10 protein-coding genes and 1 tRNA gene are annotated in these 18525 nt (G+C 41.7%); 3 read left to right on the forward strand and 8 right to left on the reverse strand.

Annotated elements, in window-relative coordinates:
* The first annotated feature begins 18 nt into the window (after window positions 1-18).
* The gene (locus tag AAGC65_RS02490; protein ID WP_343110820.1) at window positions 19-1827 is read left to right on the forward strand and encodes a MutS-related protein; all 1809 of its coding nucleotides are present in this window, start codon (window positions 19-21) and stop codon (window positions 1825-1827) included.
* Between the two features lie 256 nt (window positions 1828-2083).
* Here the strand turns inward: AAGC65_RS02490 and AAGC65_RS02495 are convergent, their stop codons facing one another.
* Window positions 2084-4630 (reverse strand): outer membrane beta-barrel family protein, encoded by a 2547-nt coding sequence (locus AAGC65_RS02495; protein WP_343110821.1) that lies wholly within the window; start codon window positions 4628-4630, stop codon window positions 2084-2086.
* A gap of 360 nt (window positions 4631-4990) precedes the next feature.
* Window positions 4991-5905, reverse strand: coding sequence for a PfkB family carbohydrate kinase (locus AAGC65_RS02500; RefSeq protein ID WP_343110822.1), 915 nt, complete (start codon window positions 5903-5905; stop codon window positions 4991-4993).
* A gap of 86 nt (window positions 5906-5991) precedes the next feature.
* On the opposite strand from AAGC65_RS02500, the gene AAGC65_RS02505 reads away from it, so the two are divergent.
* Both AAGC65_RS02505 and AAGC65_RS02510 read left to right on the forward strand, forming a co-directional pair.
* Window positions 5992-6065 (forward strand) — tRNA-Asn (locus tag AAGC65_RS02505).
* A gap of 448 nt (window positions 6066-6513) precedes the next feature.
* A complete protein-coding gene (locus AAGC65_RS02510) occupies window positions 6514-7443 on the forward strand; it encodes a DedA family protein/thiosulfate sulfurtransferase GlpE (protein WP_343110823.1) in 930 nt (309 codons plus the stop codon).
* Window positions 7444-7694: 251 nt separating this feature from the next.
* On the opposite strand, the gene AAGC65_RS02515 is transcribed toward AAGC65_RS02510, so the two are convergent.
* From AAGC65_RS02515 to AAGC65_RS02540, 6 genes are all read right to left on the reverse strand, one after another.
* Window positions 7695-8792 carry an efflux RND transporter periplasmic adaptor subunit gene (locus AAGC65_RS02515; RefSeq protein ID WP_343110824.1) on the reverse strand — a complete coding sequence of 366 codons (1098 nt, stop codon included), beginning with the start codon at window positions 8790-8792 and terminating at the stop codon, window positions 7695-7697.
* A 10-nt stretch (window positions 8793-8802) separates the two neighbouring features.
* Window positions 8803-11982, reverse strand: coding sequence for an efflux RND transporter permease subunit (locus AAGC65_RS02520; protein ID WP_343110825.1), 3180 nt, complete (start codon window positions 11980-11982; stop codon window positions 8803-8805).
* A gap of 31 nt (window positions 11983-12013) precedes the next feature.
* Complete coding sequence (locus AAGC65_RS02525; RefSeq protein WP_343110826.1) at window positions 12014-13453, reverse strand: TolC family protein; 1440 nt, start codon at window positions 13451-13453, stop codon at window positions 12014-12016.
* Between the two features lie 244 nt (window positions 13454-13697).
* On the reverse strand, window positions 13698-14231 hold the full coding sequence (locus tag AAGC65_RS02530) for a carboxymuconolactone decarboxylase family protein (protein ID WP_343110827.1): 534 nt from the start codon (window positions 14229-14231) through the stop codon (window positions 13698-13700).
* A 639-nt stretch (window positions 14232-14870) separates the two neighbouring features.
* Window positions 14871-16511 carry a RagB/SusD family nutrient uptake outer membrane protein gene (locus AAGC65_RS02535; protein ID WP_343110828.1) on the reverse strand — a complete coding sequence of 547 codons (1641 nt, stop codon included), beginning with the start codon at window positions 16509-16511 and terminating at the stop codon, window positions 14871-14873.
* A gap of 10 nt (window positions 16512-16521) precedes the next feature.
* The coding region (locus AAGC65_RS02540; protein WP_343110829.1) for a TonB-dependent receptor domain-containing protein at window positions 16522-18525 on the reverse strand (2004 nt) is incomplete at its 5' end.

The raw sequence follows: 18525 nt of genomic DNA on the forward strand, positions 1-18525 counted from the left end.
GCAATTTTTTATCTGCACATGGAACAGGACATCATCAATAATTATAAACAACGTGCCGTATTGGCCAGTCGGGAAGCTGCTAAGTTTAAAAAGCTGGCCAATACTTATTCACTCCTTAGGCTAAGCATTTTCGCGCTGGTGGTGGTTGCCATTTATTTTGCCGCGAGGCAGGATAACTTTAACATTGTGGCCATATCTGTAATTATCCTTGTTTTTGCCTTTGCCTGGCTGGTATCGCGCCAAAGCAAATATGAGCGCCAAAAGCAGTATTTTGATGATCTGGAGCGGGTTAATAACAATGAGATAGCCAGCATCCAAATACACGCTAATATTTATAGTGACGGAGCCTGCTTTAGCAATGATAAACACTATTACACTTCTGATCTGGACATTTTCGGGAATGCCTCCCTTTACCAGCTGGTAAACCGTACGGCCACATCAACAGGTAATAACAAATTGGGCCAGTGGTTTGATAAACCAGCCGACCGCGAAACTATTCTGGCCCGCCAGAATGCAGTTAAGGAGATAGCTGCCAAAACCGACTGGAAACTGGATGTGCAAACCAAATTGGTTTTCGCGCTGCAACAGGATGCCAACCAACTGCAAAACCTTTTCAAATACCTGCACATGCCGGTAAATATGCCGGGCGAAAAATGGCTGAACATATATACTAAAATCTCGCCTTACCTATCAGGTCTACTATTGGTATTATGTTGGTTTTTCCCAATGGTAAGAGTTTACGCTGTGGCTTTATTTATCATAAACATGGGCCTTGTAACTTCTAAAGGATTGTATATCAAAAAAGCCGATATCATAGCCGGAAAAATAGGTGATACTTTAGCCAATTACGCAGCTGTTTTTAAAAGTATAGAAGATGAACAATGGCAAGCAGCTTACAACACCACGCTGGCGCAAGCGTTAAAAGCAAAGCAAACATCCAACAAAATAAAGGAGCTTGGAGAACTCATCAACAAACTCAATTATCATTTAAATTTACTTGTGGGTGGTGTACTCAATCTGCTTTTTGTGTGGGATATACGAATGGTGATAGCTATTGAAAACTGGAAACGCCAAAACAATGATAGCCTGGAAGCCTCCTTTGATGTTATAGCGGAATTTGAAGCCCTACTCAGTTTGGCCGGCCTTGCCGTGAATTACCCGGAGTGGAGTTTCCCTGAAATTGATGACAGGCCCGGTTATACCCTTTTGGCTAACGAGCTTGCCCACCCCCTGATTGATGCCTTCAAACGCATTGAAAATGATTATGAGCTAAATAACGCTTTTAATATCGATATCATTACCGGCTCAAACATGGCAGGTAAAAGCACCTTTTTACGTACCATTGGTATCAATACGGTGCTGGCGCTTTGTGGTGCCCCGGTATGTGCTAAAGCCATGCAGGTATCCGTAATTACCATTATCAGCTACATGCGCATAAAGGACTCACTGAATGAAAGCACCTCGACGTTTAAGGCCGAACTCGATCGCCTGCAGATGTTGCTTGCCGCGGTTGAAAATGAACCCAAGATATTTTTCCTGATAGATGAAATGCTTCGTGGAACCAATTCGGTTGATAAATACCTAGGTTCGAAGGCTGTAATAGAGCAATTGATCAGTAAAAAAGCGGTAGGGATGGTGGCCACCCACGATCTGCAGATTGCCCAGCTGGAAACTAAGTACCCAGATTATGTCCGCAACTTTTATTTTGATATACAGGTTAAGGATGGCGAAATGCTGTTTGATTATAAAATTAAACATGGCGAATGCAAAACGTTCAACGCATCCTTATTGCTGAAACAAATAGGGATTAATGTGGAGGCGGAATAGTAACAGCATGTATCTTTTGCTTCCTTATTGAATTCCCTCCCTACGGGAGGGGTGCAAAAGATTGTGTAAAGGCAGGGAGGGGTTTATACACCTAATTAAACCCCTTCCTCCCCCTTCCCCAGGGAAGGAATCACACAGTCCCCGCTTTTAACACAACATAAATAGCTATCATGGATAATAGCAGAAGTTAGCATCAAAACGACAAAGCCCGGGAAAACTTCCCGGGCTTTGTCGTTTTGATGCTTGAAGCTTTATATTATCTGCCGCCGCCTGTAGGTGCACCCTGGCCGCCGCCCTGGTCGCCTTGTTTTTGGTCATCATTATTAATGCCCTTTTTCTGCTGGTTTGGATTACTGAAAGTAGTTTTACCAAAGCTATAGCTAAACGTTATACCAAATGAACGGAATGGAAACGCGGTTGAACTGGTTTGGGTAAATGACGGGCTACTGATGTTTTGATCAAAGTGCTTATCACGGGCAAATGGCTGTACGGTGTTAAAGCCGATAGCCAGTTTCTTGTCCATAAACTGTTTTTTGATACCAAAGGCATAAATACCAAATGCCGGGTTGGTGCCTTGAATAGTACGGCGCGATGAGTTTGTAAAACCAAATAATTCGGCCAGGAAGTTGCCTTTAAACTGGTAAGATGCGCTTCCGAATGCTGAAAACTGAAAATACGTTCCCACCTTTGATGACAAGCTTGAGAACTCATCAAATATGCTTGGGCTGTAGGTAAATCCATTGATACTTGCCCTGATGGTTAATGCCTTTACCGGATTAATCGATCCGAAGAAACTGGCGCCAAATGAGTTGTTAAGCCCCACATTCTGATAAACGGTACGCGTTGCATTTACAGTTTGGCTGTGAATGGTTTCCTTAAGTGTATCTGCTATACCCTCTATAAGGTTATTGGTGCGTTTGTAATAAACTGAAAAGTTTAATACCGACGATTTAATAAATGTATTATAGCCTAATTCAATAGTTTGCGAAACCTCCGGGGCCAGGTTAGGATTACCTACACTCTGGTTCTGGATATTGCTGCGGTTAATAAACGGATTCAGGAACTGTAAGCTTGGCCTGGTTATACGCTTGCTGTATGACAACTTTACGGTTTGGTTACCCATTTGCTTTTGAATAGTTAAGCTGGGTATAAAAGTGGTATAATCTGAGGTAAATGGCTGCAAATTCTGAAACAGATCACTACCGGCATCCTGAAATGGATTCTGAGGGTCGCCTTTTATGCGGGTATTTTCCACACGACTTCCTGCTAATACCGACCAGCTTTTAGGCAGGGTAAATGTTAATACGGCATAACCCGCGTATACATTCTGGGTATAATCGTACAGATTGGAGTTCAATGAATCGCGCAGCGGGCTATTACCTAAACTATCCGTATTAAAAATATCATAATTACTGTTTATGCGGCGCTGAATAGTTTTACCCCCTGCTTCTAATTTCAATAATTTACTTATCGGCAAAGTATAATCAGCCTGGAAAGTGTATTCATTGTTTTTACCATTGTTATTGCCCTGTTGGCTGGGGTTAACGGCGGTAAACAAACTGGCATAATCAGTTTTAATATCGCTATGGCTCCATTGACCCGATACGGTTAATTCTTCACCTTCTTTTTTGAATTTATGGGTGTAATCAACATTCCAATCAAATCCGCCAAAATGATTATGTGAAATTGTTTTGCTTGAATACTGTTGTATGGAACGCGAAACAAGGTTATCTATATTGTTAACGCCGCTACCATCAATATTAAAGCCACCGTCATTCAATCTGAAAGTACTGTTAATGCTGTTAAATGCATTAAACTCATAACCTGCGGTTACGGAACCTATAGCACCATGCCTTTTTATACGACTGCTGGAATTGTTAAAGTTATGGATGGTTGGGTTACCATCGGCATCTTTCAATACCTGATCAAACTCAGTAGTTGACGTTTGCGGCCAGGTTAAGTTACCACCCGCGTTAATGCCTAAACTAAAACGGTTTTTGTTATAGTTAAGGTTAAAGTTACCATTATTTTGACGGGTACCTACGCCACCGCTTACCGAACCACTGATACCTGATACATTTTTTTGTTTGGTAATGATGTTAATGATACCCCCGGAACCTTCTGCATCATACTTAGCTGATGGTGAAGTTACTACTTCGATACTTTTGATCTGATCGGCAGGGATGGTTTTCAATACATCAGATAAACTGGCCGATGTAGCGCCGGAAGGCTTGCCATTGATCAACACGCGCACGTTTTGATCGCCACGTACCGATACGTTACCATTGATATCAACCGCAACCAAAGGAACCTTCTGCAATACGTCAGTAGCGTTACCACCGGCAGCGGTAAGGTCTTTTTCAGCGTTATAAACTATCTTATCTATTTTGTTTTCGATAAGCGGAGCCTGGCCAACAACGTTTACCTCGGCCAGCGCATGCGAACTTGGCGCCAGTAATATATTACCCAGTTTATTATCGGGCTTTGATGCTGTAGTAGTTACCGGCTGAACAGTTTTTGATGGATAACCGATAAAAGAGATCACCAGTTTGTAGGTACCCGGTTTTACGTTATCCAGTTTAAAGTTTCCTTTTTCGTCGGTCAGTACACCTGTAATGGGCGATTTTCCACCGGCGCGGTACAGGCCTACCGTAGTATAATCCATCGGTTTTTTAGAGATAGAATCGATCACCGTACCCGATATACGCCCTGTTGTAGTTGGCCCGCTGCCGCCAACCCCAAACTGGGCTTTGGCCGAAAAAGCGAGACAGAAAAATGCTATAAAGATGTAAAAATGTTTCATTGCTAAGTATTTTCGTAATTGGAGGCGAAAATACTTCAAATGTTACACCACAAAACTTAGTTTTTTTGATAAAATACAAATTGTCATGTATATGTTACACTAAGTAGATATTATCATATTGTAAACTCTGTAAAAAATTCATACAATATTGTTATTCAGAAATTTTGTTCATGATAATGATTGTCATGAGCAGGCCAATATGAAATTATTGCTGTAGGAAGGAACGACAAAGCAATCGTGAACTATAAAGATTGGTTCTGTAAAGTTCACGATTGCTATGCCATCATCCGTGTCATTATTCTGTGTTGCAATGACAAGTCAAACGGCCCTCTCCTGTAGAAGAGGATTGAGTGAGGGTTTTTATATCTCAAACTTTGCCAATCCAACAAACTCCTGCACACGGGCGGCAATTTCTTGCTGTGACAGGTTCCTTAATTTTTCGGTGCCAAATTTTTCTACGCAGAATGATGCCAGCGCTGAGCCAAATATGATAGCATTTTTCATGTTCTCGAAGCTTGGCGTACCCACTTTGGCCAAATAGCCAATAAAGCCTCCGGCAAAAGTATCGCCCGCGCCAGTTGGGTCAAACACCTCGGCTAATGGTAGGGCAGGGGCGCTGAATATTTTATCTTCATGGAAAAGGAGCGCGCCGTGCTCACCTTTTTTAATGATCACGTATTTAGGGCCCATTGTTAATATTTTACGGGCAGCCTTAACCAATGAGAACTCGCCGGATAGCTGGCGCGCTTCTGCATCATTAATGGTCAACACATCAACCAGTTTAATGGTAGCCAGCAGCTCGTCAAGGGCAATGTCCATCCAAAAGTTCATGGTGTCCATTACAATAAGCTTAGGGCGTTTGGTTAAACGGCTGATAACCGTTTGCTGCACCTGAGGCGATAAATTGCCCAGCATCAGGTATTCACAGTCCTGGTACGTGTCGGGGATAATGGGATCAAAGGTGGCCAAAACATTAAGTTCGGTAGCCAGGGTATCGCGGGTGTTCATATCGTTATGATATTTACCGCTCCAGAAAAAAGATTTTTCGCCTTGCTTGATCTGCAGGCCTTCGGTGTTTACTTTGTGCTTTTGAAGGTCTTCAATTTCGCTCTGGGGGAAATCGTCGCCCACTACGGCGACAATTTTTATATGGTCAAAAAAGTAAGAAGCGCCCAAACTTGCGAAGGTTGCCGAGCCGCCAACGATTTTTTCTGTCTTTCCGAAGGGGGTTTCAATAGCGTCAAATGCCACAGTACCAATAACTAACAAACTCATGTAAATTTTTTTTAATTTTTTTTCGCACAAATATTGTGAAATTACCGCAGAAATTATACTTTTGCACCACTCCAAACGGAAAATACTCCTGAGTAGCTCAGCCGGTTAGAGCATCTGACTGTTAATCAGAGGGTCGCTGGTTCGAGCCCAGCCTCAGGAGCCTCAAAATCAATGATTTAACCCCACTCTGGCGAGTGGGGTTTTTTATTTGCATGAAATTTTAATGACGGCATATTTTTATAAAATCCAGATCAATGGATTTCGGCGATGTTTATCACCTTTTTTGCAAAGAATAATCTAATTTATTTTTTGCATTGTTGTGTTTTTGGCCGGCTGATCTGTCCTTCCTCCGATATTTTTTTGCAGTTTTTTCATTTTCTTATTGTCCAACTCGGATGATCTCGGACGTCCCGACCAAACCGGCTATATTTTTGTCTCCGTACAAAAGAGAAAATATAAACTTTGACCATTAAACTATATAGCCTTAACAAAATAATCAGTCAAAACCCAGATATTTGACTAACTTAACTATGCTTCTAAAGGGCGTGACGGAACAACCGCTTTAACCATCAATCATCGGCCTATATATAGTTGAGGTAATATAGGATATGAACACATTAGTCGAACTGATACAAACTCATGGACTCTGGATGGTTTTCCTGATCACGTTGTTGCAAAGCATCGGGTTACCTCTGCCTGCATTTACAGTATTGATCTTGACAACTGCGGTTACACCTCTCAATGCTATGAACGTTGCCGTGCTTATCCTGGCCGGATCCTTAGGAACACTAATTGGTGACTTCGTCTTATACAGCGCCGGGAAAAAATACGGTACAAGCGTCCTGGGAAAGCTGTGCAGAATATCCATGTCTCCGGATACCTGCGTACGCAGCACAAGTGATATCTTCGACCGCTACGGGGCGCCGGCATTAACCATTATAAAATTCATACCCGGCCTTTCAACACTCGCTCCGGTCGTCGCCGGCGTTTATGCTATGAGTTTGAAGTTGTTTACACTATTCTCTACTATCGCCGCACTTCTTTATATAGGTGTCGCCGTATCGTTGGGTGCGTTTTTCCGTCATGAAATAAGCAGCTTTATTACAGCACTTAGCCGTTATGGCAAGCTTGGAGGTTTATTTGTTGTCGTTTTGTTCACGCTTTACCTGCTATTCAAATGGCTTCAGCGTTATCGCCTAATTAAACGGTTTAAAACAGACCGCCTCACTGTAAATGACCTCGTCGAACTTATAGAACGGGAATCGGAGCTCGTTATACTTGATGCCCGTCCCGCAGATCAGCGAACCAGGAATGGATTCATTCCTGGCTCGGTCCCGGTAGATGAAAATAGCCTAAGTAAGATTGCTGACCGACATGCCGGCAATCAGGAGATCGTTATTTATTGCGCATGCCCTAATGAGATCACAGCAGCCAGATATGCAGAAAAACTACGAAGGGTCGGATTCAAACGGATCAGGCCATTATTGGGAGGAATTGATGCGTGGGCCAGATCCGGCAGGGAGATAGCCTATTCATAACGAATACCCGAGACCTATCTTTTAGGGCAACACGATTCAGCTATACGGCTTGCAGCTCCCATCCAATCGTAAGTAAGTTACAGTTTTTCAAATGCAGGCTATCGGGCAACTAATCAGGGTAACACGGCTTAAAGTTTAGGTTTTCTTCCAAATCTTAAGACACTCATAATTCCCTTAAAATAAAAAGCTGCCTCACTTTTGAAGACAGCTTTTATAAATGGATTTAAAAAAGATCGTTTAAAAATAATTGTTTAAATGGAAGCCCCATCATGCATTTCTTCGCTGGCGTGTTTAATATAAATGGCTCCGTCTTTTAAGTTTGATCCAAATACTTCTGTCAAACTGTCTGTTTCCCTTCCTTTTACAACAGGGCGCCTCCATATTTTTCCGTTCACTACCTCTAAAACAAAAACGCCGTCGGTAGAGTTAACCACGGCATTTTTCGGTGCCAGGAACCCATTTTTGTCACCAGATAGCTTTATAGATACTTCTGCCACCATGCCCGGGGATAATTCCAGATCATCGTTATATACATCAAGCTCTACACGTTCTGCACGCAATTGTGTATCCATAACTCCCGCCCTCCGTGTAATTTTAGCGGAGAATATTTTTCCCGGATAAGCTTTTACTGAAAACTGAACCGTATCACTGATTTTTATCAGCGATTTATAAGATTCCGGAACAGCTACCACTAACCTCAAATGCTTTAATTCTTTTAAGGTGACAACGGGAAGTTCGGAGCCCTTGCCTGATGGGCCTACATATGCACCCAAGTTTACATTCCGTGCGCTGATAACCCCATCAAAAGGAGCTCGGATTGTTAAATATTGAACAATATTATCTGTTTCCCGGTAAGCGGCACGGGCAGCATCAAGCTGGGAAAAATCTGAATTCTTTTTAGCCAAAGCTATATCTACATCATTCTTCGAAATTGTACCAGGAGTTTTGCTGGTTTCCAGTATACGCTGATAGGTGGCATTACTCTGAATATAAACCGCCTCAAGTGATTTTAGCTTTGCCTGGGCACCGGATTGCTGCGAGCCCAGTTCCGGAGCTTCCAGACGAACAAGAAGCTCCCCTGCATGTACCTGTGATCCAACATCAACATTCATAGCCTTCACAAAGCCATTCACCTTTGCGTAAAGATCAACCTCGCGAAAAGCTGTTAATTCGGCAGGTATTTTAATAGCAGTATTCAAAGCGCCATGACTTAATGTGAAAGTTTCTGTAACCGGTTTATTAACCGGCTGTGCTTTTTCCTTGTTCTGTTTTGGCGAACAATTACTAAAAAGGGCCATAACCAGTATACTGCAAAAAATTGACGTACCGGAAAGAATATGAGTTTTCATTTTAGTTAATTTAATTTGTTATATAGTTTAATGATTCCTGGTCATTAGCTTCCAGGGAAATTGATTTTGTTGAGGTTTTTTCTTGCCCCCACGCAAAAACCAAAGGCAAAATAAATAGGGCAGCAAAAGTAGAGGCGATTAAGCCACCAATAACGGCACGTCCTAACGGGGATGTTTGGCCGCCTGCTTCGCCAAGGCCACTGGCCATTGGCAACATACCTACAACCATTGCCAAAGCTGTCATCAGGATTGGCCGGATACGTAAACCCGCCGCGGTGCGTGCCGATAAGGAGGCATTGCCATTAACCAATCGCATATGTTCGGCATTGGTTATCAGCAACACCGCATTTGATATAGAAACCCCGACCGACATGATAATACCCATGTATGACTGGATATTTAGTGTTGACCCCGTCATCAGCAGCATGCTCAATGCACCCATGACCACAGCAGGTACAGTGGTTAAGATAATTGCCGACACCTTGAACGATTGGAAATTTGCAGCCAACATCAGGAATATAACAACGATGGCTACAAAAAGACCATTCTGCAAACTTGCCAAAGTTTGAGACAGTGTTTCGGTTAAACCGATCTGTTCAATATTTAGGCCCCGCGGTAATTCTCCTAATGATTTTATAGCTTTTTGCACATCTGCAGCAGCGCTGCCCAGATCTTGATGGTTAAGATTCGCGGTAACGGTTAACATGGGCAATGCACCCAGATTGTCATTCTCACCATAAGTGGTATCTTTTTTAATGGTAGCAATATCTGCAAGGACAGGCCTGGTGTTATTTTTTAATAACGGAATCTCGCCAACTTCATCAATAGTGTTGATCTTGTTTTCCGGTACCTGCACCTGAATATTATAGCTGTTGCCGGTTTTTTCATCAGACCACAGATTTCTTTGAATATACCGGGATGAAGAAGTTGATGGAACAAGCGAGTTGGTAACATCGGCCATATCCACACCTAACTGAGCAGCCCTTATCCGGTCAACCTGAATATTGATGGTAGGATACCTGGTTGATTGTCCCAACTGAACATCCTTCAGATAAGGAATGGTATGGAGCTTAGCAATAAGTTTCTTCGCATAACGCTCGTTTATCTTTTTATTTCTGCCAGAAAACCTTACTTCAACAGGTGTCGGCGATCCCTGGCTTAGTATCTTGTCGGTAAGCTCAATGGGCTCAAATGATAATTGCACATCAGGCATTTCTTTATTTACCTGATTCCGGATCTTCTCTTTCAGATCATCAATATCAGTTTTATAATCTTCTTTAAGCGCTACCTGCAATACAGCCTCGTGAGGGCCGGCCATCCAAAGGTATATCGGATTGGCAGAAAACAGTGCAGGGTGTGTTCCGATAAATGCAGAAGTTATCAGAATATTTTCCTTACCTGTAATTCCTTTGATGATCTGGATAGTGTGAAGCGTTTTTTCTTCTGTACGTTCAATACGTGTACCTTGAGGAGCCCTGATCCTGACCTGGAACTGGCTTCCGTTAACTCTTGGCAATACATCTTTACCAATAATTTTCAAAAAACATACTGAAACACCAATAGTAACCACTAAATAAATCCAGACAATTGGTTTACGATAAGGCATCACTCTGTCAATAAATGCCAGGAACCGTAACCTCATCCTATCAAACCGGGTAGTGTTTGGTTTAGTTTCTTTATTGCCCTCATTATTAATATCAGGAGCCTTTCCGTGATGGGTCTTCATGATCCAGTTAGCCATTACCGGCACAAATGTTTGGGCCAAAAAGTATGATACAATCATACTGCACCCAATGGCCAGTGCCAGTGGCATAAATAATGAGCCTGTAATACCACCCATAGTAAATGCAGGTGCAAAAACAGCCAGGATACATAGCAATATCAATAACTTTGAAAAAGCTATCTCCTTACAGGCATCCCAAATGGCCAGCCGTTTGGGTTTTCCCATATCTAAATGCTGGTGAATATTTTCAATGGTAACCGTACTTTCATCAACCAGGATACCGATAGCCAATGCCAGACCGCTGAGGGTCATGATATTGATGGTTTGGCCAAACAGGTTTAAAAACAGTACGCCGGAAATGATGGAAGTAGGAATAGTAAGGATCACAATTAATGCACCCCTTATATCGCCAAGAAATAGAAATACCATCAGGCCTGTTAAAATAGCCCCGATAACACCTTCTGTCATCAGACTTTTAACCGCGTTGATCACATACACCGACTGATCAAATTCATATGTTAGTTTAACATCATCCGGAAGCTGTGCCTGAATTTTAGGCAATTGGTGTTTTAGCTTTTGGACTACCTCCCAGGTAGATGCATCGGCGCTTTTAGCAATACTGATGTATACCGAACGCCTGCCGTTAACCAGGGCATAACCCACATTTACGTCGGCGGCATCTGCAACCGTAGCAACATCCCTTACATATAAATTTTGAACACTGCCCTTTTTCAATGGTATATCTTCAAAATCCTTTACTTTAGATATCGTAGTATTAACCGGAGTGAGGTAGTTTTTATCGCCTATACTCACATTGCCCGATGGTGAATTCTGATTATTGGTAGTAATTGCCTGTACTAACTGGTCTGGGGTCATATTGTGCGATCGTAACAGCGACGGATCAGCCCTGACTACGATAGTCCTGATATTTCCACCAAAAGGCGGAGCGGCCATTAGCCCCTGGATAGATGTAAATGAGGCCCGTACATAAACTGTAGCAAGGTCAAACAGTTCATTTTTGCTCCTGGTTTCGCTGCTTAATATGAGTTGGCCAACCGGCAGGGTCGAAGCATCAAAACGAATAATAAACGGAGGGTTTGAACCATTTGGGAAAAAACCCTGCGCCTTATTACTCAAGGCAGTTGCCTCTGCAGCAGCCTGAGCCATGTTAGTGCCCGCGTAAAAATTCAATTTAATGAGTGTAAGACCCTGAATATTTTTTGTTTCGATGCTTTTAACACCGTTTATATATAAAAGGGAGTTAATATAGGGTCGCCCAAAAAATGTTTCCATCTGGCTTGGTGTGTAACCCGCGTAGGAGTGCGCGATATACAGCACGGGCAGATCAAGTTTTGGGAAAATATCTACCTTGATTGTTCTGATCGCACTTATACCGAAAAAGAATAACGTTGCCACAATCACCATAATGGTGATTGGTTTTTTTAAGGCAAAAAGTATTAAGTTCATGAAAGTGGTTTTATTTAATTCCTTCTGGACATTATAGATTAGCTGAAAAAACGGAAAAATCGCCCTGTGATGCCGCGCTGAGCAGCAAAGCCTGCCATACATTGGTTGTCGCGATATCCTGGTCTGTTTCCGCATGTATCAGTGCGTAAAGCGCCTGTGTAACATCTACCAGGCTGGTAAGCCCATTTCGGTATAAAACAGTTTTCTGCCTGTAAGCATCTGAGGCTCCTTTGAGCTGAAATGGTATCTCATGATAATCCATAATGGCATCAGCTATTCTGGTTGTTGACAAGTGAAGCTGTGTAGTTAACTGTTGTTTGGCAAGGGCAAGTTCACTTTGCAAACCTTCGCTGATGAGTCTTTGCGACTTTACCTGATGTTTAATTCGCAGGGGCTGTGTCAGGTTCCAGGTAACTCCAATGCCTATTAAATAGTTGCTTACTGATGGACTAACACCATCAGAAAAACTTTTTGAATAGCTGTTAGGATTTGCTGCATAGGAACTGCTAAATCCTGATGCTCGTGTTTGTACTGTTCCTACAAATGAAAAAACCGGGTAATTTAAAGTCTTAAAATATTTTGTTTGTTGCTGGCTTACCGCTACCCGGCTGTTTAAATACTGCAACAGCGGATGTTTTTCATCGACGTTAACTTTTTCGGAAGGAACTACCTGTGGTGTTCTGATTATCAAATCACTATCAACCTCAAGATGGCTGGTATAAATTCCCAATAATTTGATCAAATTATTCTCTGCCTCCGATTCGGCATCGATAGACTTGATCCAGACACTTCTGGCGCTTGACGCCTCGGCATTGGCCTGCGATGAATCTACACCGGCAACCAGGTCATGCTTAGCAAGGGTTATAACAATGTGCCTCAGTGTATCTGCGCGGTAGTAATTTTTTAAATAAGATTGCCTGAGTTGATGTGCTGCCAGTAAATTTAAATAAGCGCCTGCTACTTTGATCTGGTGCTCAAATATCTCCTGCTGCAGATCATCGTCATCCCGATCAGCAATACGTTTAGCGGTATTTATTTTCTCCTTTGACCGGCCAAAAGCAAAAAAGTCCCAGCTGATGTTACTTAAATACAGCGATCCAAATGCGGCGTTCCAGTTTTGCCCCGGAAGCACCGGGCCAGAAGAGATAACCTGCAAATTATTAAAGGCATATTGCGGCCCGTTTATACCGTTAACTGTTCCATAATCTGTTTGAGCCGAAAGGTTCAGGTTGGGTAAATAATCACTTTTGGCTTGCGCTATCTGGCTTTTTGATGCTTCGGCATAACTGGCCTTGGCTTTTATGGTTCCGTAGTTTTCCAGGGAGATTTTCAGGGCATCCTTAAGTGTTATTTTTTGCTGGGCTAAGCTTGTTTTATTACTAATAAGAATAAAAAATATAATACCCAACCAAACCATCGATATCCTTAGGTTAACGCCTTGTTTAGTACTATTTTGATTTTCCGTAATCATGATTTCATTTTTTATTAAGGGTTTAAACATTGGGATTGCTGTTTCTGGAGCCTTATGGATTATGGGTAAAAGAGTACGATACCAACATTGGGCGTGCATAGAGGGGCATAAAGTAGATGGATAAGCGTTGGGTTCCCGGTATGCTTTAAAAAGTGCCGGCTTTATTAAAGCCGGCCTTCCTCACTCAGCAATCATACCTGGTTAATAGCCAGGCATTCATTACAACTAAACAAAAACAACAATCTTAAATTTGCGGGGCCACCGGAAAGTCGATCGGAACATTCACTATAGCGTTCAAATAATTACTAAAAGTTCTTTCGGCAACAATTAAAAGTGTATCAACAAGGCTTTCATTGGTATACCCTGCCGCGAAGAAATTATCTAAAGCTTCCGGGCTTACGCTACCTTTATTGTTAGCCACATCCTTTGTGAATTGAGCCAACGCATCAAGTTTTGCATCAAAACTTATATTGCCGCGACGGATTTCCAAAACTTGTTCATCTGTAATACCGTTAAGTTTTGAAATAGCTGTATGCGCGCTGGTGCAATAGTGGCAGCCATTTATACCGCTTACTATAAGGTTAATAACTTCTTTCTCTTTAATATTAAGTGAACTTTTCGCGTTTGATAATGCCAGGTAAGTAGCCAGGCCATTTTCTGAGCTCGCCATAAATGAATAGCTATTAGGAACCTTACCTAACTTGTTGGTAAGGTTATCAAATATGGCCTGGTTGGCAGGGCTAACTTCATTGCGGGTTGGTACATTGAACGTTTTCATTATGAATTAAATATGTTTTGTCTGTATTGACAATACAAAGTTGCGTTCAATAGCCCTCCGGAATAATGGATTTAATTCCCAAAGAATTGCAGATTTTTCCATTCAGAAACACAGATCGGTGTGAAATAAATTTTAACATGTGTTTAAGGGATTTTAGCTCGTCGTTAAATAAGTACTGATGATAACGTCTGTTAAGGAACTGGATTCTTCCTGCCCCCCCCGGATAGTATTGACGGCTGGGCACTGCATATTACATCTTTCTGATGATTATAATTTGATAGCTCGTATAGCCAAAGTAGCTGTTGAAAAAAGTAAATAAATGGATATAGTGTACTGATAGTGAATGCTTTAAATGAAGTTAAAATTGGAAAATAAAGCGAAATTGGGTGCCAAAGTCAATAGAGATGAAATTGATATGGTTGGTATGTGCTACAGATTTCCTGGAGCCGAAAATTATCAGGACTTAGGAATATGGTAGGTAAATGGGGGAAGGGAGTTTTCAGGCTATATCTCCTAAAGAAAACGCTTTTAACGTGCTGCCTGTTTGTTTTTTGGGTTTTTGTACATGCCGCAAAACAAAAGGCAATTTTAAATTAAAACGGGTAAGGAATTAACTCCTTACCCGTTTTAAGCTATTAATTAATAACCTGGATTTTGTTTCAGATTACTATTTAAGTCGCGTTGTTGTTGCGGTATAGGAAAAAGCGTTTTTGTTGCTGCCGAAGGCACATGGTCCCACCAGCTTGCTGTAGCAAATTTCCCGAAACGGATTAAATCGTCTCTTCTAAAACCTTCAAAAATAAACTCCCGGCCGCGCTCTGCAAGCAATTCATCTAATGTAAGTGTTGCAGGAGTATATGCTTTAGTGGTCCAATCTGCTGCCGAAAAAGCGCGTTTTTTACAATCGTTAATTAACTGACAGGCTTCTGCATTGGCAATGCCTCCATTTTTACGCATAATAGCTTCTGCCTTTGCAAAATAGATCCAGGTTAGGCGATAGATATTCCAATCTGTATTATAATAATTTGGATCAGGAGCCGGAACGCCACCCGGGCCGGCAAGTTGGTTTCCCATCTTATATTTGTTAAAGCGTACCCCACTATTTTCCTCTCCTTCGCTCATGTTTGAAACGGTAGAGCCAGTTTTATTTTTGCGGATATTATCAACAAAAACTAAAGGTAAGCCATTATACTCTTCAGTTCCTAAAACAGGAGTTTTGGGGTCAACAAATTTAAACATAGGCCCAATCAGTAACCAATCAGACCTTCTTTGATCTGCTGCATCATAAGTAGTATAAACACCAGGCACTACCACCACTCCATCATTGCCATTAAGCCCGCCACCATATATTTCCTGTTGCTTAAAGTGAAAGAAGTCGCCGGTAAATTTAGGGCCAAAGTTTGCTATATTATAGTTATAAGCGATAGAAAATATTACTTCTTTTGACAGGTCATTGGTGGTTTTGAACTGGTCTTTGATATTAGGGTCAAGCGCCATTGCACCGTTTTGACCGCCACCTGCATTATTAATTAACTGATCGGCAGCGGCAATGCAATCATCCCAACGGGCGGTACCTGTCCAGGCTTCAGCATTCAAATAAAGCTCTACCAGCATAGCGTAGGCACCGGCCTGACTCATACGGCCAATCTGCGATTTTGATAATTTTGGAGCAGCAGCAATATTTGCCTTGATCTCGCTTTCAATAAAAGCAAATACTTCTGCTTTTGATTTAGTTTCAGGTTTAGCCGGTATGCCAACTTGTGTTACGATCGGGATGTTTCCGAAAAGATCCATTAACTTAAGGTAAGTAAAGGCTCGCATTAATTTTAACTCCGCAACGAACGAATCTTTTTCGGCCTGGGTTATTCCCATGCTTGCAATATCCCTTTTGCTGATCTGTTCAATAGGATCATTACACAATCCTACTGCCCAAAACATTAATGACCAGGCATTATTTATACCAGCTTCATCATTTGTCCAGGTGTGGTAATGCAGCCTTTTCCACTTACCGCCGTCTTCACCATTCCGGCCCTTGGTTGGCCAGGCTAATTGATCGCCCGACATTTCAGATGGCCTCCACCAGCCATCCTGTCCGGAGCAGGTAACCCATGCGCTGGCATGAGGATATGGCCTTAATACGGCCGATAGTACTTCTGTTTTATTGTTATAAAAGTTATCTGCCAATAAAGTATGATAATCTTTTTCCTCCAGTTGTTTTTTACATGCTGTGGTACAAAGTATGCTGGTAAGGGCTATAAATAGAATTAATTTACTTTTCATTTCTTTAAATTTAAAATCCAACATTTAATCCTAATACAAATGATCTGGTACTTGGGTAAGCGCTTCTGTTATCTACACCCGGCCCTGTACCTGTATCCTGTACAAAATCCGGATCGCTGCCGGTATAACCTGTAATTGTAGCCAGGTTTTGTCCTGTTGCGTATACGCGCACATTACGAATGAATTTATTATTCTTGATTTTGAAGTTATAACCTAAAGTAACCTCATCAATTTTAACGTAGCTACCGCTTTCCAGGTAATAATTTGAATACTGATAGGTATCGTTTATGCCTTTGTATTTATCAAAAGTGCTTTTTAACAAGTTACCGCTCCAGGTTTTATTGGCATATGATAATGCCATTGTATTCAGGATATCATAATCAAATTTGCCCCTTAAAAAAATCCGGAGATCAAAGTTTTTATAAGTGAAGTTATTTGTTAGTGAAGCGTAATACTTTGGTATGGCATTCCCTATTTTGGCTAAATCTGTCACATTACGGTCTTTCGAGATATTGATCTGGTCATTGGTAACTTTCTCCCCTTTTCTGTTATAAAACAACCATTTACCGGCAGATGTAAAGCCAGCAAAGCGTTTACCCCAAAATTCACCCAGATCGCCCCCCTCATAGGTAGTAATAGCATCACCTAATGCCCCATTGCCGCCTATGGTTCCAAATGTTTTATACTTTACTTTATATTGATCATTTGAATACGAATCCAGTCTGTTTCTAAGTGTGCTTCCTGTCGCATCCACATTCCAGCTAAAGCCTGAATGATTCAGGATGGCATAGCTTAACCCCAATTCAATACCCCTTGATGAAATTGTACCAACATTGGTGTATATGGTTGATTGTATAAACGGAGGTTGTGGAGATGTATAGGTATCTAACAGATCTTTAGTAGTACGATTAAACAAATCGAGCGATCCTGTTAAACGATTATGAATCAATGCGAAGTCCAAACCGATGTTTGTTTCTCTTTTAGTTTCCCACTTCAAGTTTGGATTCGGATTTTTATTTGGCCCATATGTTTGGTTGTATGAGCCATCAGGGAATGGATATTTACCGCCACTTGCCAACGTAACCTGCGATGCGTTATTGGCAAATCCGCTATTACCGGTAACACCATAACCAACCCTCAATTTTAAATAATTAATGGCTGTGATGTTTTTGATGAAATCTTCTTCTGATATATTCCACCCAGCAGAAACTGCCGGAAAGTATCCAAATTTATTGTTATCACCAAACCTTGATGATCCTTCTCTTCTTAAAATAAACTGAGCAAGGTATTTGCTGCTAAAGGCATAGTTAACCCTGCCGAAAAGCGCTATAAGCGTATTGTCATTTTTATCGCTGGCCTCGGATGATTTTCCTACACCAATGGAAGATCCCTGCGAAAGATCGTCTTCATGAAACAGATCATTGATAAATCCGCGTGAGCTGGCGCTAAAGCTTTCATTTATTTGATAGCGATAGCTGTAACCAACAATGGCTGTGATATTATGCTTTTTAGCAATTATTGTTTTGTACTGCAAGGTAGGCTCAAGCGCAAAATCCTGCGACAATGAAGTACCTCTGTAAGCATAGCCGCCACCCGGGAAATCGGTATTTTCAAGTGAGCTTTCGCTTGCCTTTAAAGCATACTGCCCATCAACATAACTGTTCCTGGTAACAGATCCAAATACAGAAGCTGTTAAGCCATCAATAATAGTCAGGTCAGCCTTGGCGTTGGCAGAGCTGGTTTGTTGCTTACGGTAGCTTGTTTCCTGAGCTAAACGCGCAAGCTCATTCGTGCTGCTTAAATCAAAATAATAGCTCCCGTCCGGGTTAAAGTTAGATAACGTAGGGTTTTTGGCAAGCTCGCCTTCCTGGCCGCCACCGCCCAGCAAATTGGCATTGTTAAAATTTGTAGCCAGATCAAGCTGCATTTTTAAGCGGTCATTAAAACCGGTTTGCGCCAAACTAAGCCTTAATGTATACTCTTTTCTTTCGTTTGCTTTTGCAATTCCTTGTAC

Source organism: Mucilaginibacter sp. (assembly GCF_039207105.1).
GTDB lineage: Bacteria > Bacteroidota > Bacteroidia > Sphingobacteriales > Sphingobacteriaceae > Mucilaginibacter.